At 71.1% G+C, this 22,666-nt stretch carries 20 protein-coding genes; 5 read left to right on the top strand and 15 right to left on the bottom strand.

The genetic code is table 11. From position 1 onward, the window contains the following. Positions 1 to 77: 77 nt before the first annotated feature. Positions 78 to 524: an Lrp/AsnC family transcriptional regulator gene (locus OG599_RS03530; RefSeq protein WP_327174457.1), complete on the bottom strand. Its 447-nt coding sequence runs from the start codon at positions 522 to 524 to the stop codon at positions 78 to 80. A gap of 93 nt (positions 525 to 617) precedes the next feature. Between OG599_RS03530 and OG599_RS03525 the strand changes: the two genes are divergently transcribed. Then, complete coding sequence (locus OG599_RS03525; RefSeq protein ID WP_327174456.1) at positions 618 to 1,130, top strand: rhodanese-like domain-containing protein; 513 nt, start codon at positions 618 to 620, stop codon at positions 1,128 to 1,130. Between the two features lie 162 nt (positions 1,131 to 1,292). Here OG599_RS03525 and OG599_RS03520 read toward each other — a convergent pair whose 3' ends face one another. The 4 genes from OG599_RS03520 to OG599_RS03505 all read right to left on the bottom strand — a co-directional run bounded on the left by OG599_RS03520 (position 1,293) and on the right by OG599_RS03505 (position 7,148). Continuing rightward, positions 1,293 to 2,159 (bottom strand): ATP-grasp domain-containing protein, encoded by an 867-nt coding sequence (locus OG599_RS03520; RefSeq protein WP_327174455.1) that lies wholly within the window; start codon positions 2,157 to 2,159, stop codon positions 1,293 to 1,295. A gap of 210 nt (positions 2,160 to 2,369) precedes the next feature. After that, positions 2,370 to 4,061, bottom strand: coding sequence for a DUF885 domain-containing protein (locus tag OG599_RS03515; RefSeq protein ID WP_327174454.1), 1,692 nt, complete (start codon positions 4,059 to 4,061; stop codon positions 2,370 to 2,372). A 282-nt stretch (positions 4,062 to 4,343) separates the two neighbouring features. After that, positions 4,344 to 5,792 carry a GNAT family N-acetyltransferase gene (locus OG599_RS03510; protein WP_327174453.1) on the bottom strand — a complete coding sequence of 483 codons (1,449 nt, stop codon included), beginning with the start codon at positions 5,790 to 5,792 and terminating at the stop codon, positions 4,344 to 4,346. A gap of 384 nt (positions 5,793 to 6,176) precedes the next feature. Beyond that, positions 6,177 to 7,148 (bottom strand): hypothetical protein, encoded by a 972-nt coding sequence (locus OG599_RS03505; protein ID WP_327174452.1) that lies wholly within the window; start codon positions 7,146 to 7,148, stop codon positions 6,177 to 6,179. 191 nt (positions 7,149 to 7,339) lie between these two features. Between OG599_RS03505 and OG599_RS03500 the strand changes: the two genes are divergently transcribed. After that, positions 7,340 to 7,804 (top strand): hypothetical protein, encoded by a 465-nt coding sequence (locus tag OG599_RS03500; protein ID WP_327174451.1) that lies wholly within the window; start codon positions 7,340 to 7,342, stop codon positions 7,802 to 7,804. 174 nt (positions 7,805 to 7,978) lie between these two features. Here the strand turns inward: OG599_RS03500 and OG599_RS03495 are convergent, their stop codons facing one another. Then, positions 7,979 to 9,556, bottom strand: a complete 1,578-nt coding sequence (locus tag OG599_RS03495) for an alkaline phosphatase D family protein (RefSeq protein WP_327174450.1) — start codon at positions 9,554 to 9,556, stop codon at positions 7,979 to 7,981. A 156-nt stretch (positions 9,557 to 9,712) separates the two neighbouring features. Further along, positions 9,713 to 10,543, bottom strand: a complete 831-nt coding sequence (locus OG599_RS03490) for an alpha/beta fold hydrolase (protein ID WP_327174449.1) — start codon at positions 10,541 to 10,543, stop codon at positions 9,713 to 9,715. A gap of 360 nt (positions 10,544 to 10,903) precedes the next feature. Between OG599_RS03490 and OG599_RS03485 the strand changes: the two genes are divergently transcribed. Then, positions 10,904 to 11,668: a GntR family transcriptional regulator gene (locus OG599_RS03485; protein ID WP_327174448.1), complete on the top strand. Its 765-nt coding sequence runs from the start codon at positions 10,904 to 10,906 to the stop codon at positions 11,666 to 11,668. A 55-nt stretch (positions 11,669 to 11,723) separates the two neighbouring features. Here the strand turns inward: OG599_RS03485 and OG599_RS03480 are convergent, their stop codons facing one another. The 3 genes from OG599_RS03480 to OG599_RS03470 form a co-directional block, all read right to left on the bottom strand. Next, the gene (locus OG599_RS03480) at positions 11,724 to 12,881 is read right to left on the bottom strand and encodes an ROK family transcriptional regulator (RefSeq protein WP_327174447.1); all 1,158 of its coding nucleotides are present in this window, start codon (positions 12,879 to 12,881) and stop codon (positions 11,724 to 11,726) included. Positions 12,882 to 13,258: 377 nt separating this feature from the next. Beyond that, positions 13,259 to 13,909 carry a response regulator transcription factor gene (locus OG599_RS03475; protein ID WP_327174446.1) on the bottom strand — a complete coding sequence of 217 codons (651 nt, stop codon included), beginning with the start codon at positions 13,907 to 13,909 and terminating at the stop codon, positions 13,259 to 13,261. Further along, positions 13,900 to 15,087: a sensor histidine kinase gene (locus OG599_RS03470; protein ID WP_327174445.1), complete on the bottom strand. Its 1,188-nt coding sequence runs from the start codon at positions 15,085 to 15,087 to the stop codon at positions 13,900 to 13,902. Before OG599_RS03470 ends, OG599_RS03475 begins: the two co-directional genes overlap by 10 nt. Before the next feature lie 108 nt (positions 15,088 to 15,195). Between OG599_RS03470 and OG599_RS03465 the strand changes: the two genes are divergently transcribed. Both OG599_RS03465 and OG599_RS03460 read left to right on the top strand, forming a co-directional pair. After that, positions 15,196 to 16,128, top strand: a complete 933-nt coding sequence (locus OG599_RS03465) for an ATP-binding cassette domain-containing protein (RefSeq protein ID WP_327174444.1) — start codon at positions 15,196 to 15,198, stop codon at positions 16,126 to 16,128. A gap of 2 nt (positions 16,129 to 16,130) precedes the next feature. Continuing rightward, positions 16,131 to 16,874 (top strand): ABC transporter permease, encoded by a 744-nt coding sequence (locus OG599_RS03460; protein ID WP_442809657.1) that lies wholly within the window; start codon positions 16,131 to 16,133, stop codon positions 16,872 to 16,874. 93 nt (positions 16,875 to 16,967) lie between these two features. Here the strand turns inward: OG599_RS03460 and mug are convergent, their stop codons facing one another. The 5 genes from mug to OG599_RS03435 all read right to left on the bottom strand — a co-directional run bounded on the left by mug (position 16,968) and on the right by OG599_RS03435 (position 22,612). Continuing rightward, the gene (gene mug / locus OG599_RS03455) at positions 16,968 to 17,555 is read right to left on the bottom strand and encodes a G/U mismatch-specific DNA glycosylase (protein ID WP_327174442.1); all 588 of its coding nucleotides are present in this window, start codon (positions 17,553 to 17,555) and stop codon (positions 16,968 to 16,970) included. 19 nt (positions 17,556 to 17,574) lie between these two features. Continuing rightward, complete coding sequence (purB, locus tag OG599_RS03450; RefSeq protein ID WP_327174441.1) at positions 17,575 to 19,017, bottom strand: adenylosuccinate lyase; 1,443 nt, start codon at positions 19,015 to 19,017, stop codon at positions 17,575 to 17,577. Positions 19,018 to 19,200: 183 nt separating this feature from the next. Further along, entirely contained in the window at positions 19,201 to 20,049 is an 849-nt protein-coding gene (locus tag OG599_RS03445; RefSeq protein ID WP_327174440.1) for an SGNH/GDSL hydrolase family protein, read from the bottom strand. Between the two features lie 206 nt (positions 20,050 to 20,255). Further along, positions 20,256 to 21,275 (bottom strand): hemolysin family protein, encoded by a 1,020-nt coding sequence (locus OG599_RS03440; protein ID WP_327174439.1) that lies wholly within the window; start codon positions 21,273 to 21,275, stop codon positions 20,256 to 20,258. Then, positions 21,272 to 22,612: a hemolysin family protein gene (locus OG599_RS03435; RefSeq protein WP_327174438.1), complete on the bottom strand. Its 1,341-nt coding sequence runs from the start codon at positions 22,610 to 22,612 to the stop codon at positions 21,272 to 21,274. The genes OG599_RS03440 and OG599_RS03435 overlap by 4 nt, the downstream gene beginning before the upstream one ends. Positions 22,613 to 22,666 lie beyond the last annotated feature (54 nt).

The raw sequence follows: 22,666 nt of genomic DNA, 5'->3' as shown, positions 1-22,666 counted from the left end.
CGACGTCCCGGGACCGACTTCCCTGAACCGGCCACGCGGGGAAGCCGGCGGTACCGGCACCCGGCCGGCCGGCCGCTTCAGCGCTCGATCGGGCGCCTGGGGAGCGGGGAGGAGTACACCACGCTCGTGGTCACCGCACCCAAGCCGCTGATGCGCCCGGTCACCTCCTCCAGATGGCGCATCGAACGCGCGGTCACCTTCAGGACGAAGCAGTCGTCCCCGGTGGTGTGGTGCGCCTCGACGATCTCCGGGGTGGTGGCGAGGAGATCGTGGAACGGCTTGTAGTTGCCGGTCGGGTAGCGCAGCCGTACGAAGGCGAGGATCGGCAGGCCGAGGCGCTCGGGCTCGACCACCGCGCTGTACCCGCTGATTACACCGAGCTCCTCCAGCCGCCGCACCCGTTCCGTCACCGCGCTGGGCGACATGGCCACGGCCCGGGCGAGTTCGGCGAAGCTGGCCCGGCCGTCGTGCTGCAAGACGTCGAGAATGCGCCAGTCGGTGGCATCCGGTGAATAGTCGGTCATGGGGCCAGACAACAGGGAAATCCCCGGCCGATCAAGGAGAGCGGCGTGGATCGGTCCTTCTGGCGGGCGTGCGGCCCGCCTAGATTCGTTCCCATGAACGCGATCTCGCCCCGTTTGGTACGACCCGCCGCGCCCGCTCTTCCCGACTACCCGGTTCTGCGGGTGCCGCCCGCCCCTCCGGCCGCCGCCGCTGCCTACTTCGCCGCCTCGCTGGCCTTCCACGCCGATGTCTCCGATGTCGCCGCGGCCCTGAACCTCGACGCGGGCCCCGGCGTGACCGTCCTGGACAGCCGCTCCACGGCCTCCTGGGACCAGGGGCACATCCCGGGCGCCGTACACCTGCCCACCGCGCTGATACCGGAGCAGGCCGCCCGACTCCTCGACCCGGCCGTCCCCGTCGTCACCTACTGCTGGGGGCCGGGCTGCGACGGAGCGACGAGGGCGGCCCTCGCTCTCGCCCGACTCGGCTACCAGGTGAAGGAGATGCGGGGCGGATTCGAGTACTGGGCGCGTGAGGGCTTCGCCTTCGAGACCCTCCGCGGAGCCGAGCGGCGCGCCCCCGACCCGCTCACCGCGCCGGTGGCGGGCGAGGAGTGCGGCTGCTGAATCCGCCTGCCGCGGGGCGCGTGGGGCCTCGGCCCGCCTCACGCGTCGCGGACCGCCTCCCCGGGGGTGTACACGGCGCGGGGTGGTGTGGTCCGGCGCGTCAGGTGTGGTGGAGCCCCTCCCCGGGGGTGCGCATGGCGCGGGGTGGTGTGGTCCGGCCCGTCAGGCGTCGCGGAGCGCCTCCAGCAAAGGCTTCGTGCTGGTGCCGGACGGGATTCCGCTCACCTGCCCGTCGCCCACCTCGACCACCCGCCACACGCCGTCCTCGCGCAGCGCCAGGTCGGTGGTCACCAACCGGCAGCCGAGCCGGTGCACGGCCTCGCCGACTGCGCCCAGTGCGGGCACGGGCCGGTCGTCCGGGGTGTCCGGATGGGCGGTCACCAGGACGGGCGCCCCGTCGACCCACCACACCCGCGCCTCGCCGCCCGGGACGAACCGCTCGAAGCCGCGTACCACCACTCCGCCCGCGAGGAAGTCGCCCTGGAGAGCGACCAGCCGTCCGACGACCGCGGCCAGCGCCTCGGAGTCCCTCAACTCGGGTACGAAGCAGGCCTCGTGCCATTCGTGCTTCCGGGACTTCACGAAGTCCTTGACGATCCCGGGGCCGTGGCCGAGCGGTCGCGCGAGAGCGGACCAGAACGCGCCGTCCTCCGGTACGGGAGCCGAAGCGGAGAGCGCGTGCCAGACACTGCGCGGTGTCAGTCCGTCGAACACCGTGTACCAGCCCGGAAGTTCATGGGCCGTCCGGTAGGCCACCGCGTCCGTGGGCAGGGTGGCTCCTCGGTCCGCGAGCGCCCGCTCCAGTTCGGCGTACCGCCGTACGGGAATCATCCAGCCCCTGTACCAGTACGGGCCCGAGCCGCGCGGCACCCGGGCGACGGCTCCCGCCGCGTCGCCCGCGAGCAGGGCGTCGTGGTCGAGGAGCGCGGTGACGGCGCCCATCTCCCGTACCGTTGCCGCCTCTTCGGCGAACGCCGGGTCCGGACGGCTGGGGCGCAGCGGGTCGGCACAGAGGAGGAAGCCTGGCATCGGTGGCGCCTTCGGTCGCGGTGCGTGGATCCGGGCGGGGTACTGACGGCCGGGAACGAGGGTGCCGCGGGGTACTGACGGCCGGGGATCGAGGGTGCCGCGGGGTGGTGCCGGGCGCGGGCCGGACGGCGTTGCCGCCGCCCGGCCCGCGCCGTGCACCGGTCGAGGTCCCACGGGGGACGACCGTCGCGCCGACGGGACCGTCCGGGATCAGAGCTTGGAGAGCTCCTCGACCAGGTCGTCCAGGCCCAGCGACCCCTGCGACAGGGCCGCCATGTGCCAGGCCTTGAGGTCGAAGGCGTCCCCATGGGCCGCGCGGGCGTTCTCGCGGCCCAGCAGCCAGGCACGCTCACCGAGCTTGTAGCCGATCGCCTGACCCGGCATGGAGAGGTAGCGGGTCAGCTCGCTCTCCACGAAGTCCGCCGGGCGGCCACTGTGGGCGCCGAAGAACTCCTGTGCCAGCTCAGGGGTCCACCGCTCACCCGGGTGGAACGGCGATTCCGCCGGGATCTCCAGCTCCAGGTGCATGCCGATGTCCACGATGACCCGGCAGGCGCGCATCATCTGCGCGTCCAGGTAGCCGAGCCGCCGTTCGGCGTCCGGCAGGAAGCCGAGCTCGTCCATGAGCCGCTCCGCGTACAGCGCCCAGCCCTCCGCGTTGGCGCTGACCTGGCCGACCGACGCCTGGTAGCGGGAGAGCGAGGAGGCGACATGGGTCCACTGGGCGATCTGGAGGTGGTGGCCCGGCACGCCCTCGTGGTACCAGGTGGACACCAGGTCGTAGACGGGGAAGCGGGTTTCGCCCATCGTCGGCAGCCAGGTGCGGCCCGGGCGGGAGAAATCCTCGGAGGGGCCGGTGTAGTAGGGGGCGGCGGCGCCTCCGGGCGGGGCGATCCGCGACTCCACCTTCCGTACCCGCTCGGCGAGTTCGAAATGCGTGCCGTCGAGTGCGTCGATGGCCTCGTCCATCAGGCCCTGGAGCCACTTCTGGACCTCGTCCACGCCCTCGATGTGCTTGCCGTGGACGTCGAGGTGCGCGAGCGCCTCCCAGGGACCCGCCCCGGGAAGGATCTTCGCCGCCTCGGTCTTCATCTCGGCGAGCAGCCGGTGGTATTCGGACCAGCCGTACGCGTACGCCTCGTCCAGGTCCAGATCGGTACCGTTGAAGTAACGCGACCAGCGGGCGTACCGCTCGCGGCCCACGGTGTCGGGCGAGCCCTCGATCGCGGGGGCGTACACCTCGTTCATCCAGGCGCGCAGGGCCACCAGCGCCTCGGTGGCGACGCGGGCGGCACCGTCCAGCTCCTCGCGGAGCGCGTCGGGGCCGGGCGCGACGAAGTCCGCGAAGAACCCCGCTCCCTCGCCGTCGCCGCCCACCCAGGCCGTCAGCTGCTCGACGAACGTGGCGGCGGGACGGGGGCCGCCGTGCAGCTTCCGTTCGAGGCCGAGGGCGAGCGAGGCACGGTAACCCGCGAGCGCCTCCGGAACGGCGCGCAGCCGGTCGACGACCGCGGCCCAGTCCTCGTCCGTCTCGGTGGGCGTCACCGTGAAGATCTCCCGGACGCTGTGGGCCGGGGAGTGCAGGTTGGAGACGGCTCGCAGATGCTCGTCCGCGTCGTGGACGGCGATCTCGGCGGTGAGGCGTTCACGCAACAGCCTGCCGCAGCGGCGCTCGGCGTCGCTGTCGGCGCCCGGAAGCAGCTCCGCCGCGTCCAGCTTCACCAGCGTGGCACGGGCGAGGTCGGCGATGGCCTGCTGGCCTTCGGGCGAGAAGTCGGGCAGGCTGCGGTAGCTTGCCGGGACGCCCAGATACGTACCGAGGATCGGGTCGAGATCGATGATTGCGTCGACGTAGGCGTCGGCGACCTGACGGGGCAGCGCGCTGTTCGAAGTGTCTGACATGCGGACATCCTCGTACGCGAACCGACTTCTCGTCACCCTGGTTCTGCGCGGGACCGGAGCGGGGGGTTGACCACGGCGTCCGGAGCCACCTCGGAACGCACCGGCTCCCTGCGGTGCGGGGTTCCTCCCGCACCGCAGGGAGCGTCCGGGAATCGACTGTGCGATTGGCCGGATCAGCGCGGTGGCCGGACTTCGGGTGGGTGCCGTTCAGGGTGGTCGGCGGTGCTCGGGGTGCTCAGCGTGCTCGGGGTGCTCAGTGGTGCTCAGCGGAACTCGGGGTGCTCAGCGGTACTCGGGGGGCTCCAGGGGGAGGGTGCCGTCCGCCGCCATGGACGGGGACGTGACCGTGGCGCGGCGGGAGGCCAGCCGTGCCGTGATCACCAGGGTGCCTTCCTCGATCTGGTAGTCGAGGGGCAGACCGAGCCCGCGCATCGCCGCGACCATGCCGGTGTTGTCGGCCTGGGTGACGGCGTAGACGGAGTCGCAACCGGCCTCGGCGGCCAGACCGACCAGCCGCCGCAGCAACTCGGAACCGACTCCGCGCCGCTGCCAGTCGTCCTCGACGACGAGGGCGACCTCGGTCTCGTCACCGTCCCAGAGGAGGTGGCCGAGTGCGACGATCCGTCCCGAGTCGGTCTGTACGGAGAGGGTGCGGCCGAAGCGCGGGCTGAGCAGGTGGTCGAGGTAGCGGTCCGCGTCCGCGACGGGGCCGTGGTACCGGAGTCCCAGGGTGCGGGCCGAGCAGCGGTCGTGCATCTCGCGTGCTGCGGTGAGGTCGCTCTGGTCCGCCCGGCGCACGGTGATCTCGGGACCCTCGGCCAGCGTGAGGATGTCCTCGCTGCGGGGGACGCGGGGGCCGAGGCGCGCGTCGAGTTCGACGAGAGCGCGGGCCCGGGCGAACTCGGTGGGCGTGAACGGCAGATACGGACGCTCCACCGTGATCACGCCGCCGGAGGGGTCGCGCAGCCGCATGACCGTCTCTTCCAGCACCCCTTCCACGGGGGTGCCCTCAGCGCCGGTGATCCGGCCGGTCACGGAGACCGCCGGCAACGAGTGGATGGTGCAGCGGCCCAGCAGCTGACGGAGGGCGAGCGGAAGTTCCGCCGCGTCCAGCGCGGTACGCGTGGCCAGCCCCAGAACCCGCGTCGGGGTGTCCACCAGATCGTGGGCGTCGGCCCGCTCGATCCAGGTGGACGCTCCGCCGGCGGCGGAGACCTCCCGGGTCAGCTCGGAGGCGCTCAACGACGAGGGCGCACGCAGCAGGAACTCGTCGACGGTGCCGTCCGCCAGCGGGTGCGTCTGGAGGGTCAGGATGTCGATACGGAGACGGGCGAGCGCGATGCACAGCGCCGCCAGGCTGCCGGGCGTGTCCTGGACCGTCGTCCGCATCCGCCACAGAACCGTCTCGTCGAGGGCGGGCGAGGCCTCGAAGGACAGGTTCAGGCCGAGCTCGGCGCCGTACCCGACGGCTGTACCGCCGGATACGGAGTCCCCGCCCTCGGGAGGTGGGGCGTGGCTGTACCTCCGTGCCCACCAGGTGTGGAAGGTGGCGGTGGCGGTCAGGGCCACCGCCGAGGCGGCGAGCAGATACGGGCCGTCGGGCTGGTGCCCGATGAGGTTCGCGACGACGTCGGCCACCGCCACGGCGGTGAACAGGGCGGCGAGCTCGATCAGGTCCCGCCGCCAGTGGTGGGGGCGGCGGGCGGTCTTGGCGGATGTCACATCAGTCATGCCTTCACTGTGACCGAGTGGTGTTGCCTGATCACGAACGCATTGTGACCGATGGGTTAAGTGTGGATCTAGTCGCCTTTCGTCGCTTTTCGGGCATGTGCTGACCGGAATTGTCGGGCATGGGGAGCTCAGGGGCAGAGTCTGGTCCGCGCTCGGGGCAGGGTGCTCTCCGACCGCGGGTGTGATTTCCATCCGAGTCCGATCCGAGTCCGATACAGGTTCGCTATGGGTCCGGTCCGACCGAGTCCGGTACTGGTCCGGTCCGAATCCGTCGGGGCCCGGTCCGGCCCTCTTCCGGCTGTGAGCGCTGGCGCCCGGTACCGTGTCCGGCCATTCGGGAGCCGGACGGGAGCCGGGCAAGAGCCGGGCGGGCGGCCGTGAAAGCTATGCCCTGCCTTCCGCCCGCGCCCGGCGCTCCTCCTCGCCCCCGTACGCGGCCGGCAGACGGGCTGCCTGCATCACGCGCTGCGAGGTACCGCCCCGCTCCGCCAGACCGCGGAGGCCGCCCGGTGGAGAGGCCGCGCCCTCGGCGCCCGCCGTCTCCGCGCACTCCGCGGCGACCGCGAGTATCCCGTGCAGCCCGTGCGGTGCCCGCTCGTACGCGAGCAGTTGCGGCAGCACCGACGTCAGGAGACGCAGCACCGTCCGGTGGGCACCCGCCGCGACGGCGCTGCGGGCGGCGTCGGCCAGCCGGTTGACCTTCACCGGATCGCGGTCGATCAGCAGGGCCGGCTCCCTGCCGAGCAGCCCCGCGTCCAGGCGCCCGCGCGCCGCCAGGACGAGCAGCGCGTCGACCGCCGCGAGCCGGTCCCGCGGGTACGGCGAGCCCAGCCCGTGGGCGAGGGCGAGATGGACGGCATCGGCGGCCGGCCCCTCCGTCCGGGCCAGCTCCGGCAGGATCCAGGCGGCGCCCCGCCGGCCCTCCTCGGGGCACAGGTCGGGGAGCAGCCGGGCGGCGAGGGTCTCGCCGTCCTGCGGCAGGGTCGCCAGGAAGTGGGCGGGGCGTTGGTCCGCCCAGTGATAGCACTGGTGGCGGATCGCCCCGCGCGCCTCTCCGAGCGGGCGGAACGCAGGGGGGAACTCCTGCGAGATCCTCGGATTCCCGAGGGTGGCCAGCCCGATGCGACGGTTGTCCTTCATCGCGCGGCCCCACCAGTTGCGTACCTCCGGCCCCCTGCCGCCCGCGCCGTGGGGGACCACGGCCGCCACGGGCTCGTCCGCGCGTATCCAGGCGGCGAGCCGGTCGCCCTGAGGCGTGCCGAGTGACTCCGCCTCGTCGGCGGCTGCAGGGTCACCGGCCCTGCGCACCCGGAGCAGTGCCTGTGCGAAATCCGCCGGGCCGGGTTCCACGCCCATGCGGTGGTACGTCCGCAGCCGTTCGACCAGCGTGCCCGCGTCCAGCGCACCCGAGTGCCAGGTGGGGTGGCCAGCAGGAAGGGGACCGCGCCGGTCCGCACGAAGGCGCCCGCCTCCCACAGGCGTGCGGCGAGCACGTCGTCCAGGGCGGCGTGCGCACACGGAGCCGATGCCGATGCGGACAGCGACGCGTGCCTCGCCGCTCCCTTCGCCGCCACCAGATCCGGTACGTCTCCCAGCAGGGAGGAGACGACGACGGCGAGGCCCTGGGGACTTCGGACGGCCGGCCGGAATCTCTGCTCGGAGTCGTCCACCGGAAGGAACCACGACCCCACCAGAGCCTCCCGCAACCCTCGGCTCAGCTCCTCCCGGTCCGTCCGCGCGAGGCGGACCAGCCCGTCCAGGGCCCGCTCGAACGCGGGAGTATCCCAGGAAGCGGCATTCACCACGGCCGCGACATCGACGACCAGCTCCGCCACCGTCGCCGGAGCGGCATCGAGCGGACGCGCCACGGGCGTGGGCGGCAGCCGCTCTTCGTACGGCTGCGACCGCGGTACCGGTTCGAAGAGGCCACCGAACAGCTCGACGGCGGCAGCGTGATGAACGGCCGCCAGCAGATCCGCCGCTCCCGCGAGCTCTGTCGACACACGGCCTAGCAGGCCGCCGGCCTGCGAAGAACGCAGCGCGGACGGACGCCGGTAGGACAGGGCCTGTACGGAACGGGTCATGGGAAAACGGTAGATGCCACCACTGACAGCGGGCCCGGGAGCGGACCCGGCGTCCTTGGCCGCTCCCCCGCCCCGATCACGCCCGAAACGGATCGCGCGCGCTCACTGGCCCGTGAGGCCGGGCTGCAGCACCTTGGTGAAGAGAACCTTGCAGCCCTGCTGCCTCAGACGCACCGTCATTTCCCCGCTCCCTCCGTCGATGTCGACCTCTCCGTAGAGCGGAGGCATCTCCATGGGGGACTGGTTGGACTGGACGGGAGCCTTGACGAACACCCGGTCCGGGCCGAACGTGCCGTCCAGCGCGCTCGCCGGGAAGGCACCCGCGGCCAGCGGGCCGGAGACGAACTCCCAGAAAGGTGCGAAGTCCTTGAAGGCGGCGCGCTCGGGGACGTAATGCTGGGCGGAGGTGTGGTGCACGTCCGTCGTCAGCCAGACGGTCCCCGTGATCCGCTGGTGCTTGATGTACCGCAGCAGCTCGGCGATCTGGAGTTCCCGCCCCAGCGGGGCGCCCGGATCGCCCTGGGCGACCGCTTCGAAGTCCGTGGCGCCGTCGGGCACGACCAGTCCGAGCGGCATGTCGGCCGCGATCACCTTCCACACGGCGCGGGACCGGGAGAGCTCGCCCTTGAGCCACTGGAGCTGCTCGGCACCGAGGATGCCCGTGGTGTCGTCGGCCTGCCGGTCGGGCGAGTTGGCGTTGCGGAAGGAGCGCATGTCGAGCACGAACACGTCGAGCAGGGGGCCGTGGCGGACCACCCGCTGCATGCGGCCCTCGCCCGGCGCGGCGCGGAGGGTGGAGACGGGGAGGTACTCGCGGTAGGCCCGCACCGAGCGCGCCGCCAGCACGTCCACGTTCTTCTCCGTGTAGCGCACATCGTCGAGAATCTGCCCCGGGTACCAGTTGTTGCGCACCTCGTGGTCGTCCCACTGGACGATCGACGGCACCTGGGAGTTGAACCTGCGTACGTTCGCGTCCAGCAGGTTGTAGCGGAAGTTGCCCCGGTACTCATCGAGGGTCTCGGCGACCTTCGCCTTCTCCTCGGTCGTGACGTTGCGCCAGATCCGGCCGTCGGGCAGGGTCACGCTGGACTCGATGACTCCGTCCGCGTAGATGTTGTCGCCGCTGCAGAGGAAGAAGTCGGGGTTGAGATTCCGCATCTCCTCGTAGACGGTGTAGCCCCCGATGTCGGGGTTGATGCCCCATCCCTGCCCGGCGATGTCGCCGGACCAGAGGAACCGTGCCCCGTCGCGCCGCTTCGCCGGGGCGGTACGGAAGGTCCCGTACACGGGGCGGCCCGTGCGACGCGGATCGTCCGGGTCGGCGAGAGTCACCCGGTAGTGGATCTGTTCGCCGGCCGGCAGCCCGTGCAGCGGAGTCGTTCCGGTGAAGTCCGTCCCGGCACCGATCAGCGGACCGTGCCAGAGGCGGGACGCGCGGAACGACTCGGTGGCCGACGTCTCGACGAGCATCCGTGCCGCGCGGTCCGAGCGCACCCAGACCAGTGCGGTGGAAGCCGTGACGTCGCCGACCTGGACACCCCACTCGGCGGACGGGCGGCCGGACCGCGCGAAGGCGGGCGCACCGGTGAGCGCCGGCAGCCCGACGGCGGCCGACGCGAGGAGCGAACCGCGCAGTACGGTCCGGCGGCCGGGGGAGTGGATGTGCGGACGGTTCGTCATCGATGCGCCTCCGGGAAGGGTGCGGGGTGTACGACGTGCGCGTCCGATCAGCGCCGGCGCACGCAGGACCATGCCTAACGCGCGGCGAAGGCGTCCACCCCAACCCGGGGTGAACAACGGTTCCGTGGCGCGGCAGTCTTCCCCCGGCCGGCCCCCTCAGCGGCTGGTGTCCAGGATGACCCGGGACACGAGCGCGGGGTCGTCGTTCATCGGTACATGACCGCATCCGGGCAGCCGCACCAGCCGGGCGCCGGGTATGACGCGCTTGGCCCGGACGCCCTGCCGACGGGGCAGCAGCACGTCACGGGTGCCCCAGGCGACGGTGACGGGGATGCCCGGCACGTCGGAGACGAAGGAGGCGTTCCGGCCGGTGGCCAGCGTCCCTTCGAATCCGGTCGCGCTCCGGAGCGCGAGGGTCTCCGCGACGACCGCCTCCGGTGAACGGCGCCCGGGCCTGGCGCAGATGGTGCCGGTGAGAGCGGCCCGCCCGGCCGCGCTCCGCGAGAGGCGTTCGATCAGCGGGACCGGCAGCGACCGGGCGCCCCGGCGCATCGCCCAGAGCGTCCCGAACGCGTACCGGCGCTCCGGCCCGTTCCAGAAACCGGCGGGGGAGAGGGCCGTGACGGATCGGGCACGTCCGGTGCGTCCGAGCTCCAGCGCGAGCAGACCGCCGAGCGAGTTGCCCGCCACATGGGGGCGTGGGACGCCGAGTTCGGCGCAGAAGGCCGTCAGCGCTGCGGCCACCGTCCGCACGTCGTACGCGACACCGTCCGGAAGCGCCGCCGACTCACCGAAGCCCGGCAGGTCCACACTGATCACATCGCGCTCGCCCGACAGGATCCGCACCACCGGATCCCACGCCTGCCGGTGATGGCCTATGCCGTGGAGCAACAGCAGCGGCTGCCCCGCACCGGTCCGTTCGTAGGCCAGCGAGAGTGCCCGCGAGCCCGCGGAGGTGTCGAAACTGAACGATGCCGTGCCGGTCATGGCTGCTCCCTGGAGTGGATGAAGAGTGGACGAACACCCTTCCGAACCAACAACTACCGCCCGGTAGCGTCCAGTTCAAGGGCCGGCGTCGCCCGATCGGAACGGGAGATGGTCCGCCGTCAGCGGTGGCGACGTACGCGCGCCGAGATGGCCCGGCGCGCCGTCCTCGGTCCAGCTCGCCGACCCTCGTCCCACGAACGTCCTGTGAACGCTCTGTGCCGGAAGGCCGTTTCGCGGCACCCCGGGTCAAGGATTGGTCTTGACCAAGTCGGTGCGCCGTCCTATGGTCCTTACGTTAAGAAAAGAACCTTTAATAAATGTTGTCGCGGAAAAGGCCGCTGGGCGATTGCGGAGGACAGGGTGGGGACCACGCAGCTGGAAACGGTGCAGGAGCCGAAGTACTGGCACCTGAGGACCGTGCTCAGTGAGGCACTCGACTCGGACTTCGCGGTGGGTGAGATCCTGCCGAACGAGCGGGACCTCGCCGCCCGGTTCGGAGTCGCACGGGCCACGCTCCGGCAGGCTCTGGAGCAGCTCGAACTCGAAGGAAGACTTCAGCGTCGGCGGGGTGTGGGCACCACCGTCGCCCCGCCCAGGGTGGGCGTCGCGGTCTCCACGGCGCAGCAGGAGTGGACGGGAGCGGTGGCCGACGAGGCGTGGCAGCCCGTCGAGTGCACCCGGGGCACCGCCCCCGCGGCTGTCGCCGCGGCGCTGGACGTGGCGTCCGACGAGGCGGTCCACGTGATCCGCCGCATCAGGGTCACCCACGGTCAGCCGGTGGCGGCGGAACTGCTGTACGTGCCGTCCGCGTCCGTCCCCGACCTGTCCGCGATCGAGGCGTCCACCGGACCGGCCCGCGCCCGCGGTGTGCTGAGGGAGCTGCACCGCCTCGGCCTCGAAGGTCAGGACCGGTCGGTCGAGCTCGGCTCGGCCAGCGCGGACGACTCCAAGGAGCTCGACCGGCTGCCCGGAGCCCCTGTCCTGGTGGTCACCACGCGCTACTTCGCCGCGGGCGGCACCGCCGCGGTCTCCGTCGCCACCTACCGTGCCGACACCTGCCGGCTCACCTTCGGGGACTCCGGAGCCCTGGAGATCAGCCACGACCAGGAGCGTCAGGCTTCCTGAGCACCCCTCGCCCCGCGACATCGGGGTGATCTGCGGACCCGACGGCCCGCCGCTGTCAGCGGCGGGCCGTCACCGTTCCCTCCACCGCGAACAACTGCTCCTCCACGTGGTCCAGCGCCAGCCGCAGGGCCCCGGTCGCGACGGCGGCCTCCCCGAGCAGGGACAGGGCGACCCGGGGCGGCCGCAGGCAGTAACGCGCCAGCTCGTTCCGCAGCGGGTCCAGCACCCCGTCGAGCCCGGCAGCCCAACCGCCGACCACCACGATCTCCGGGTCGAGCGCCAGCACGAGCGCCGCGACGTCGTGCACCAGCCGCTGGATGAACCGTTCGACCGCCTCCTGGGCTCGACTGTCGCCCTGCCGTGCTTTGGTGAACACCGCCGCCACCGCGGGCTCGTCCAACGGGTCGAGCGGGGTGTCGGTCGTGGACAGCAGATGTTCCGGCGTGACCTCTCTGCCGAGCAGGTGGAGCGCGCCGATCTCGCCGGCGGCTCCGCCGTAACCCCGGTGCAGCCGCCCTCCTATCAATGAACCCGCTCCGGGGCTCAAGCCGGCCAGGACGAAGACGATGTCGTCCGACTCCGCCGCCGCGCCCTTCCAATGCTCCGCCACGGCGGCGGTATTGGCGTCGTTCTCCACCAGGACCGGGCAGCGGAACGAGCGCCGGAGGCGCTCCCCGAGGGGGAGCCCGGTCCAGCCGGGAAGCGCCGTGCCCAGCCGGACCGTGCCGTCGGCCTCCACGATCCCCGGGCTGCCCACCCCCACGGCTCGCAAGCTGCTCCTGGCCACGCCCGTACGGCGGAGCAGGTCGGCGATCATGGCGCGGACCTGATCGAGCCGGTCGTCAGCGGCGGCGGTCTCCGAGACCTGCCGCTGTCCCGCCCCGATGATCCTGCCGTCGAGCCCCGACAACAAGGCGGAGACCCGGTGCGGACCGATCTCGATGCCCAGCAGATGGCCCGCCTCGGCGCGAAAGCGGAACCGCCGCGCGGGGCGGCCCTGGCGCCGCGCCTCCCCGTCGTCGGGCAGCGCCTCCACGACCAGGCCGGCTTCGAACAACCCCTCGACCACGCCTTCGACCGTTGGCCGGGAAAGGCCGGTTATCCGGGTCAGGTCCGAGAGCGTCGGGAGCTCGGCTCCACGCAGGGCGTGCAGTACCACCGCGGAATTGATCCGCCGCAACAACGACGGGTCTCCACCGGTCAGCCGCCCCACGTGTGTCCTCCTCACGCCCCCTGTGTCTGCCGGATGGTACTCGGTGGGATCGGGCTCCGCGAACGCCGGCGGGAGCCGGGCCGCTTCCGATGACCCTCGGTCGCCCGGTGCCCCGTGTGGACGGTCCCCGCGTGGCCGGATTTCGTCGCTCGCCTCTATCCGGGCGGCACCTTCGTGGCGCCCGGCGAACGGGACGCGGGACGGCCTCACGCACCGGGTACGGTGCCCCCGCATCGGGACCGCTGTCCCTCCCGCATCGGGACCGCTGCCGCTTCCGTATCGGGACCGCTGCCCGTAACGGGACCGCTGTCCCCGCATCGGGACTGCCGCCCCGTGACCGGACCCCTTCCCCCGTGACCGGACCCCTGCCTCCCACCTCAACCGGGGATCACGAATCCCGACTCGTACGCCGTGATCACGGCCTGAGTCCGGTCCCTGGAACCGAGCTTGGCCAGCAACGCACTGACATGGGTCTTGACCGTCTCGGTGCCCACCACCAGCTTGGCCGCGATCTCCGCATTGGACAGGCCCCGGCACATCAACCGGAGCACTGCCTCCTCCCGATCGGTGAGGGCGGCCCGCTTCACCACCGCGCGGGCCTTGTTCGTCCCGCACTCGGAGGCCAGCCGACGCACAGCCGCAGGAAAGAGCAAGGACTCGCCTTCGGCCACCAGCCGGACGGCATTCACGATCTCCATCGGGCGGGCACGCTTGAGCAGGAACCCGTCCGCACCCGCGCGCAGAGCCTCGTACACGTACTCGTCGTTCTCGAATGTCGTGACCACCAGAATCTTCGGAGGTTCGGCCAGGGAACGGAGCAGTAGCCGCGTCGCCTCTATGCCGTCCATCAAGGGCATCCGGACGTCCATGGCGACCACGTCCGGGCGTAACTGCCGCACCAGGGGAAGCACGGACGCACCGTCCGCCGCTTCTCCGGCCACCACGATGTCGGGCTGCGATTCCAGCACCGCCCGCAGGCCCGTGCGCACGAGTGGCTCGTCGTCGACGAGAAGGACCTTCACCGCCATGGGAACACCCTGGGTGCCGCCCGGAGGGGCAGGGCGACGTGGACCCGCCATTCGCCTTCGCGCGGTCCGGCTTTCGCACTGCCGCCCAGCAGCTTCGCCCGTTCTCGTATCCCTTGCAGCCCATGCCCCCCGGCCGAGCGGCTGACGGGCTCCGCCAGAGGATTCCGTACGTCGAGTTCCAGATGGTCGCTTTCGACGCCGATACGCACACGGACAGGGACCCGGCCGGCGTGACGCAACGCGTTGGTGAGCGATTCCTGAAGGATGCGATACCCCTCCCTGGACAGGGAGTCGGGCAGGCGGTCGATGCGCCCGACCACCTCGGCGTCCACGGCGACCCCGGATCCGCGTGCGGAGTCCAGCAGCTGCTCGACAGCGATCAGCGTCGGCCGTCGGTCGGCAGAGGCTCCGGGTTGGCGCAGCACCCGGAGCACCCGTTCCAGATCGTCGAGCGCCGCGCGACCCGTCTCCTCGATTGCCACGAGCGCGCGCCGGGTGAACTCCGGATCGTCAGCCGTGCGTGCGGCACCTGCCTGCACCACGGAAACCGTGAGTGCGTGGCCGATGGAGTCGTGGAGTTCGCGTGCGATGCGGTTGCGCTCCAGAAGCTGCTCCGTGAGCTCCTCCAGCGCTGCCACGCGTTCGGTCTTCGACGGTCCCAGTAGCCGACGGGCCACTGCCGTGGTGAGCCGTCCGCAGAGAACCACGAGGGCCAGCAGCAGGAGGAGAGGAAGTGGCGCGAGCACCGCGTACCAGGAGTGGGGTTCGACCAGTTGGAATATGCCGTTGCCGATGTAGTCCCCCGTCGCGGCCCGGACCATGTCGGTCGCCATGAAGGGCAGCCAGACCGTGGCCGCGCCCACGACGATGGAGAGCAGGAGGCGCAGTTCGAGCCAGAGCACGGTCCGCCATTTCTCACCCCAGGTCGTGGCGGGCGAGAGGGAAATGGTCGCATCGGCCCGACCACGCTCGCCGGGGGTGAGCAGAAGCTGTGCCTGGACCCCTTCCCCCACACGCATCACCGGGAGGAGCCCCACGGGCACCGCGAGCAGCGCGAGCTGCCACGGGAGGCCCGGCTCGATGAACAGCCACACGCTTATGAGGGCCATGGGGACGACGAGGTGGATCCAACGGCTGTAGGTCACCGGCTCGGCCAGTGGGGCAAGGAAACGGTGCATGTGGGCCATGGTGGCAGCGCCCGTCCGGCTGTACCTCCCCCGTACGGGGGAGAGGATTCCCACGGTCGGGGGAGGACGCCGTTGCATCGCCCCAGCCAGGCTGAGTGCATGACCAGCATCGATGTGCATCAGCTCACGAAAGAGTACGGAGCCACCCGCGCGGTGGACCAACTCACCTTCCGTGCGGAGGCCGGCCGCGTCACCGGCTTCCTCGGGCCCAACGGTGCCGGGAAGTCCACCACGATGCGGCTGATTCTCGGCCTCGACCGCCCGTCCAGCGGCACGGCGACCGTGGGCGGACGGGCCTACGCCACGCTCGACAACCCACTGCGCGTGGTCGGTTCACTGCTCGACGCCGGAGCCGCGCACGGATCGCGCACCGCAAGAGACCATGTGCTCGCCCTCGCGGTGAGCAACGGCATCTCCCAGCGAAGAGTGGACACCGTGCTGGAGGAAGCGGGCCTCGCCACGGTCGCCGCGCGACGGATCAAGACGTTCTCACTCGGCATGCGCCAACGGCTGGGCATAGCCGCCGCACTGCTCGGGGACCCTCCCGTGGTGATACTGGACGAGCCGTCCAACGGGCTCGACCTCGAGGGAATGGTCTGGATCCGCGAGCTGATGAGACGGCTTGCGCGGGAAGGCCGCACGGTTCTGGTGTCCAGTCACTTGATGGGCGAAACAGCCACCTTCGCCGACCACCTGATCATTCTCGGTGCTGGAAGGCTCCTCGCCGACGTGCCGACGGTCGCGTTCCTCGCCTCGCGCAGCCGCCCCCGGGTGCGGCTGCGGGAAGCCGAGGGAAGCGGACTCCGCGACCTCCTGGTCCGCAGGGGATACGACGCCAGGGATACCGGTGACGGGGCGTTCTGGGTCGAGGGAGCCCGTGCCAGTGAAGTCGGGGCGCTGGCGGCGGCCCGGCACGTTCCCCTCCTGGAGCTCGTGGAAGAGCGAGCCACTCTGGAAGAGGCGTACCTCGACCTCACCGCGGACGCCGCCGAGTTCGCCTCCGTACCCCCCGCTTCAATCAAGGAGGCATGACCATGCCGCACACAGCGGTCGCGGTTCTCCGCTCGGAATGGATCAAGGTCAGGTCCGTACGTGCCGTCCACGGCTCTCTGACGGCGGTGTTCGTGGTGACGGTGGCCATCTCCGTGCTCTTCTCCGCCACGATCGGACAGAGCGAGGTGAATGATCTCGATGGCGAACCGCTGTTCAACGCCTTCTATGCGCTGAACTTCGGTCAGATCGCGGCCATTGCCTTCGGCGCGACCGCACTCTCCTCCGAGTTCGCCGGCGGAGCCTTGCGGGTGTCCCTTTCGGCGGTGCCGCGCCGTGGCCTCTTCTACGCCGCGAAGATGGCCGTCGTCGGTGCGGCAGCACTGATCGCGGGGGAGGCAACCGGCTTCGTGAGTTTTCTGCTGGGGCAGCTGTTCATGGGGGAGTTCGCCATCGGCCTGGGGGATCCCGGGGCGCTGCGAGCCGTGCTGGGCAGTGGCGTCTACCTCGCACTCATGACCCTTTTCGCGGCAGGCATCACGGCGCTGCTCCGAAGCGCTGTCGCCGTGATGAGCATCCTCATCCCGTTCATCCTGATCGTCTCGTTCGTCGTGGGAGACGTGTCTGCCGGAGTGGCCGACTTCCTTCCCGACCGGGCGGGTCAGGCGATCTTGCACGAGACTCCGACGGGCAGCCTCGGCCCTTGGAGCGGGCTGGCGGTGACAGCAGCCTGGACAGCTGCCGCGCTGCTCGCAGGTTGGTGGGCGATACGCACCCGGGACGTTTGACCCGATCCGGGCTGCGGAGTCCTGGGGCAGTGTGGCCGCCCGATCGGCGGCGCAGCTCCGTGGTGGACGGCAGCCATACGTGACGGCAACGCCTCAGTCGCAGCTCCGCACGGCAGCTTCTTCCACGACAACTTCTTCCACGACAGCTTCTTCCACGGCCGCGCGGAGACGGGCGTACTCCTCGGCCATCGAGCCGACGGTCCAGTGGGCGTTGAGCCCGCTGGGGTTGGGAAGAGCCCAGACACGGGCACCGCCGATGGTCCTTTCCTGCGGGCCGATTTGGGCGTGGCGCTCACCGAAGGCCGTCCGGTAGGCCGTCACTCCGACGACCGCCAGCCACTGAGGCCGCAGGCGGCCGACCTTCTCCACCAGGATCCGTCCACCCGCGCGGTACTCCTGGGCGGTCAGTTCGTCAGCCCGCGCGGTGGCCCGCGCGACGACATTGGTGATACCGAGGCCGTAGGAAGAGAGCTCCGCCTGTTCCGCCGGAGCCAGCCTGCGGGGAGTGAAGCCGGAGAGCTGGAGCACCGGCCAGAAACGGTTTCCTGGGTGCGCGAAGTGGTAGCTCGTGGCGGCGGTCATGAGGCTGGGATTGATCCCGCAGAACAGCACACGCAAACCGCCCGAGACCACATCGGGGACGATGCGGTCACGGGCGGCAGCCAACTCTTCGGGTGTCACAGGTGAAGGCCGTAGCGGGTCAGAGAATCGACCCGGGGGTGTATCCGGCGGCTGCGGGGTGCTCCTTGACGATGGCCTCGATCCGGTTGACCACGGTGGTGACCTGGTCACCGGCGGCCCCCGTGAAGGACAGCTTGTCCGCCATCAGGGCGTCCAGCTGCCCGCGGTCCAGCGGGATGCGCTCGTCCGCGGCCAGCTTGTCCAGAAGCTCGTTGCGCTCCGCGCCCTGCTCCCGCATCGCGAGGGCCGAGGCCACCGCGTTCTCCTTGATCGCCTCGTGCGCGACCTCGCGGCCGACGCCGGCCCGCACCGCACCCATGAGGACCTTCGTGGTCGCCAGGAACGGCAGGTACCGGTCGAGCTCGCGCGCCACGACGGCGGGGAAGGCGCCGAACTCGTCCAGCACCGTCAGGAAGGTTTCGAGCAGGCCGTCGAAGGCGAAGAAGGCGTCCGGCAGTGCCACACGGCGTACGACCGAGCAGGAGACGTCGCCCTCGTTCCACTGGTCACCGGCCAGCTCACCGGTCATCGAGGCGTAGCCGCGCAGGATGACCATGAGGCCGTTGACCCGCTCGCAGGACCGGGTGTTCATCTTGTGCGGCATCGCGGACGAGCCGACCTGGCCGGGCTTGAAGCCCTCCGTTACCAGCTCGTGCCCGGCCATCAGGCGGATCGTCTTGGAGACGGACGAAGGAGCGGCGGCCAGCTGGACGAGGGCGGTCACCACGTCGTAGTCGAGCGAGCGCGGGTAGACCTGGCCGACCGAGGTGAAGGCGTTGGCGAAGCCCAGGTGGCCCGCGATGCGCTGCTCCAGCTCGGCGAGCTTGGCGGTGTCGCCGCCCAGCAGGTCCAGCATGTCCTGCGCGGTACCGACCGGGCCCTTGATGCCGCGGAGCGGGTAGCGGGCGAGCAGCTCCTCCAGGCGGCCGTAGGCGACGAGCAGTTCGTCGGCGCCGGTCGCGAAGCGCTTGCCGAGCGTGGTGGCCTGCGCGGCCACGTTGTGGGAACGGCCTGCCATGACCAGCTCGCGGTACTCGCCGGCGAGCTTACCGAGACGCGCCAGCACCGCCACGGTGCGATCGCGCATGAGCTCCAGCGAGAGGCGGATCTGGAGCTGTTCCACGTTCTCGGTGAGGTCACGGGAGGTCATGCCCTTGTGGACCTGCTCGTGCCCGGCGAGGGCGTTGAACTCCTCGATGCGGGCCTTCACGTCATGGCGGGTGACCTTCTCGCGCTCGGCGATGGATGCGAGGTCGACCTGGTCGAGAACACGCTCGTAGTCGGCGAGCGCCGCGTCGGGTACCTCGATCCCGAGGTCCTTCTGAGCACGCAGCACCGCCAGCCACAGCTGACGCTCCAGCTTCACCTTCTGCTCGGGGGACCAGAGGACGGCCAGCTCCGTGGAGGCGTAGCGGCCGGCAAGGACATTGGGGATGCGAGGCTTCGCAGACACAGCAGTCACGTAAAGAGATTCTACTGGCGGTTTGTGCAGGCCAGCGCACGGGACCGGTTTGTGGCTTGCTACGAGACCGGGGTCACCATCCCGTGCGGGCGGGCGCCCTCTTCCGAACGGTGTCGCGTGGGACCGGACCCGCGGCCCTGCGCCGAGTCCCGGGGTCGGCCCCACACGAGAGCTGATTCTGCCCTACGCGCCCTGCGGTTCGTCGTCCCGGAACCAGGAGGTCACCGGACCGGGGTCGGCGGGGTTCGCCGGAGTGATCCAGAAGGCACGCCCCGAGGCCGCGTCGAACTGGGCGCCGTGGCGGCCGTCGCCCGAGGACCGCCCGGTGAGCCGGCGCCCGATCCACGGGACCAGATGCTGCTTGGCGAAGCGGACGTCCTCGATCCGGCGGGTGCTCCAGCGAACGGGCACCGCCGCGCCCATGGGGGTCCGCCAGTCGCTTTCGGCGGGCAGCCCCAACGTCTGCCAGACCGCCTCGGCCACCCTTCGGTGTCCCTCGGCGGTCAAGTGGAGCCGGTCGATGTCCCACAGTCGGGGGTCGCCCAGCGACGGAGCCCCGTACAGGTCGGCGACCACCGCGCCGTGCCGACCGGCCAGATCGTCCACCAGTGCGAACAGCTCCTCCATGCGTGGGCGGAAGCGGTCCATCACCGGACCGTTCCTTCCCGGGCTCCGCATCAGCACGAGCGTCTTGCACGACGGCGCGAGGCGCTCCACCGCCTCTTCGAGTCGTCCCCTCACCATGCCCATGTCGCACTTGGGGCGGAGGGTGTCGTTGAGACCGCCGACGAGGGTCACCACGTCCGCCTGCAGAGCGGCAGCCGATTCGACCTGCTCGTCGACGATCTGACCGATGAGCTTGCCCCGGACGGCCAGGTTGGCGTACCGGAACCCGGGTGAGCGAGCCGCCAGCCTGGAGGCGAGGACGTCGGCCCAGCCACGGTACGTACCGTCCGGCAGAAGGTCCGACATGCCCTCGGTGAACGAGTCACCGACCGCGACGAAACTGGTGTACGAGGCATTCATATCCATGGCGCCGAGATCGTATCGCGGAGACGGGGGAGCGGGTTTCCCCGCCGTCACCCGTCACCCGTCACCCGTCACCCGTCACCCGTCGCCCGTCGCCCGTCGCCCGTCGCCCGTCGCCCGCGCGGTCCTGCTCCTTCCACTGCCCCGCGGCCTCCGCTGCTCCGAGGCTTCCGCCGACGCGCCGACGCGCCGACGTGCCGACGGCCCCGTCAGCCGGACCGCGGGCGTCCGACGAGCTCACGCAGCACGTCCTCCATGGTGACCGTGCCGACCAGCCGATCGTCGTCGTCCAGTACCGCCGCCAGGTGCGTACGGCTGCGCCGCAGCGCGGTCAGTACGTCGTCGAGCGGGGCGGCCGCCCGTACCCGGGCGATGGGGCGCATCGCAGAGACGGGGAACGGCACGTCGCGCGGGGCCGCGTCCAGGGCGTCCTTCACATGGAGGTAGCCGAGTATCCGCTGCTCGCCGTTCATCACGGGGAAGCGTGAGTACCCGGACTCGGCCGAGAGCCGTTCCAGCTCCTCGGGGGTCGTGCCCACCCGGGTAGAGACCATCTGGGCGATCGGCATGGCCACGTCCCGCACGGGGCGGCTGCCCAGTTCCAGGGCGTGCCGCAGGCGCTCGGCCGACCGGTCGTCCACCAGCCCCGCGTCCCCGGAGTCCCTCACCAGCAATGCCAGCTGATCGTCCGAGAAGGTCGCGGAGACCTCGCTCCTCGTCTCCACCCGCAGCAGTTTCAGCAACAGGTTGGCGAACGCGTTGATCGCGAAGATCACCGGGCGCAGCCCCCTGGCCAGCGCCACCAGCGGCGGGCCGAGCAACAGCGCCCCCTTCGCCGGGTCGGCCAGCGCGACGTTCTTGGGGACCATCTCGCCGAGCAGCATGTGGAGGTAGGTCGCCACCGTCAGTGCGATGACGAACGACAGCGGATGCACCAGACCGTGCGGAACCCCCACAGCGTCGAACACGGGCTCCAGCAGATGGGCGATGGCCGGTTCGGCGACGATGCCCAGCACCAGGGTGCAGAGGGTGATGCCGAGCTGGGCCGCCGCCAGCAGCGCCGAAACGTGTTCCAGGCCCCACAGCACGCTGCGGGCCCTCCGGTCGCCGGCTTCGGCCGCCGGTTCGATCTGGCTTCGGCGCACCGAGATGAGGGCGAACTCCGCCCCCACGAAGAACGCGTTCACGACCAGGGTCAGCAGGCCGACGAAGAGCTGGAGAACGGTCATCGGGCATCCTCCGTCAGGGGGTCTTCGCCGGGGAGCGGCGCGTGCAGCAGGGCACGTGCGGCGCGGCGCCCGGAGGCGTCCACGACATCGATCCGCCACCCGTCCAGTTCCACACTGTCCCCTTCCCGGGGGATGCGCCCTACCTCGTTGGCGATGAGCCCGGCGAGGGTTTCGTACGGGCCGTCCGGGGCGCGCAGACCGATGGTGCGGAGCTGGTCGGTGCGCGCGGCGCCGTCGGCCGACCAGAGCGTGCGGCCGTCGGCGTCCTCCCCGGCGGCGGCCAGATCGGGTGTCTCGTGCGGGTCGTGCTCGTCACGCACCTCGCCGACGACCTCCTCGACGATGTCCTCCAGGGTCACCACACCGGCCGTGCCGCCGTACTCGTCGATGACGACGGCCATGGCGAGCTTGCGGCCGGAGAGACGGTCGAGCAGCTTGTCGACGCTGAGGGTCTCGGGTACGAGAAGGGGCTCGCGCAGCAGGTCCGAGACGCTTTTGCGGGGCCGCTGGTCCGCGGGCACCGCGAGGACGTCCTTGATGTGCGCGACGCCCACGATGCTGTCCAGGCTGCCGCGGTAGACGGGGAAACGGGACAGCCCGGTCGCCCGGGTCGCGTTCGCGACGTCCTCGGCGGTCGCCTGCACGTCCAGCGCGGTGACCTGGACCCGGGGCGTCATGACGTTCTCCGCGGTGAGCTCGGCCAGATTGAGGGTGCGGACGAAGAGTTCGGCCGTGTCCGCCTCCAGCGCCCCCTCCTTCGCGGAGTGGCGTGCCAGGGCTGCCAGTTCCTGCGGGCTCCGGGCGGAGGCCAGCTCCTCGGCAGGTTCGAGGCCGAAGCGGCGGAGGATGCGGTTGGCGGTGTTGTTGAGATGGCTGATGAAAGGGCGGAAGACGGCGGTGAAGACCCGTTGCGGCGTGGCGACGGCCTTGGCGACCTTCAGCGGCGAGGAGATCGCCCAGTTCTTCGGGACGAGCTCACCCACCACCATCAGGACCACCGTGGACAGCGCGGTACCGATGACCAGGGCCACCGACCGCGACAGACTGGCGGAGAGCCCGATGGCGACCAGTGGTCCCCGGATGAGCTTGGCGATGGACGACTCGGAGAGCATGCCGACCACCAGGTTGGTGACGGTGATGCCGAGCTGCGCCCCCGAGAGCTGAAAAGTGAGGCTGCGGACGGCCTTGAGGGCGCCGGCCGCGCCGCGCTCGCCCCGCTCGACGGCTCGCTCGAGGTCGCCGCGCTCCACGGTGGTCAGGGAGAACTCGGCGGCGACGAAGGCGCCGCAGGCGATCGAGAGCAGCACGGCCACGAGCAGCAGAAGCACTTCGGTCATCGGTTCACCTCCGTCCCATGATCGGGCAGCGGGTGAAGGATCGCGCGATGTCCG

The organism is Streptomyces sp. NBC_01335 (assembly GCF_035953295.1).
In the GTDB taxonomy this organism is placed as follows: Bacteria; Actinomycetota; Actinomycetes; order Streptomycetales; family Streptomycetaceae; genus Streptomyces.
This window is presented reverse-complemented; position numbering and strand designations above follow the sequence as displayed.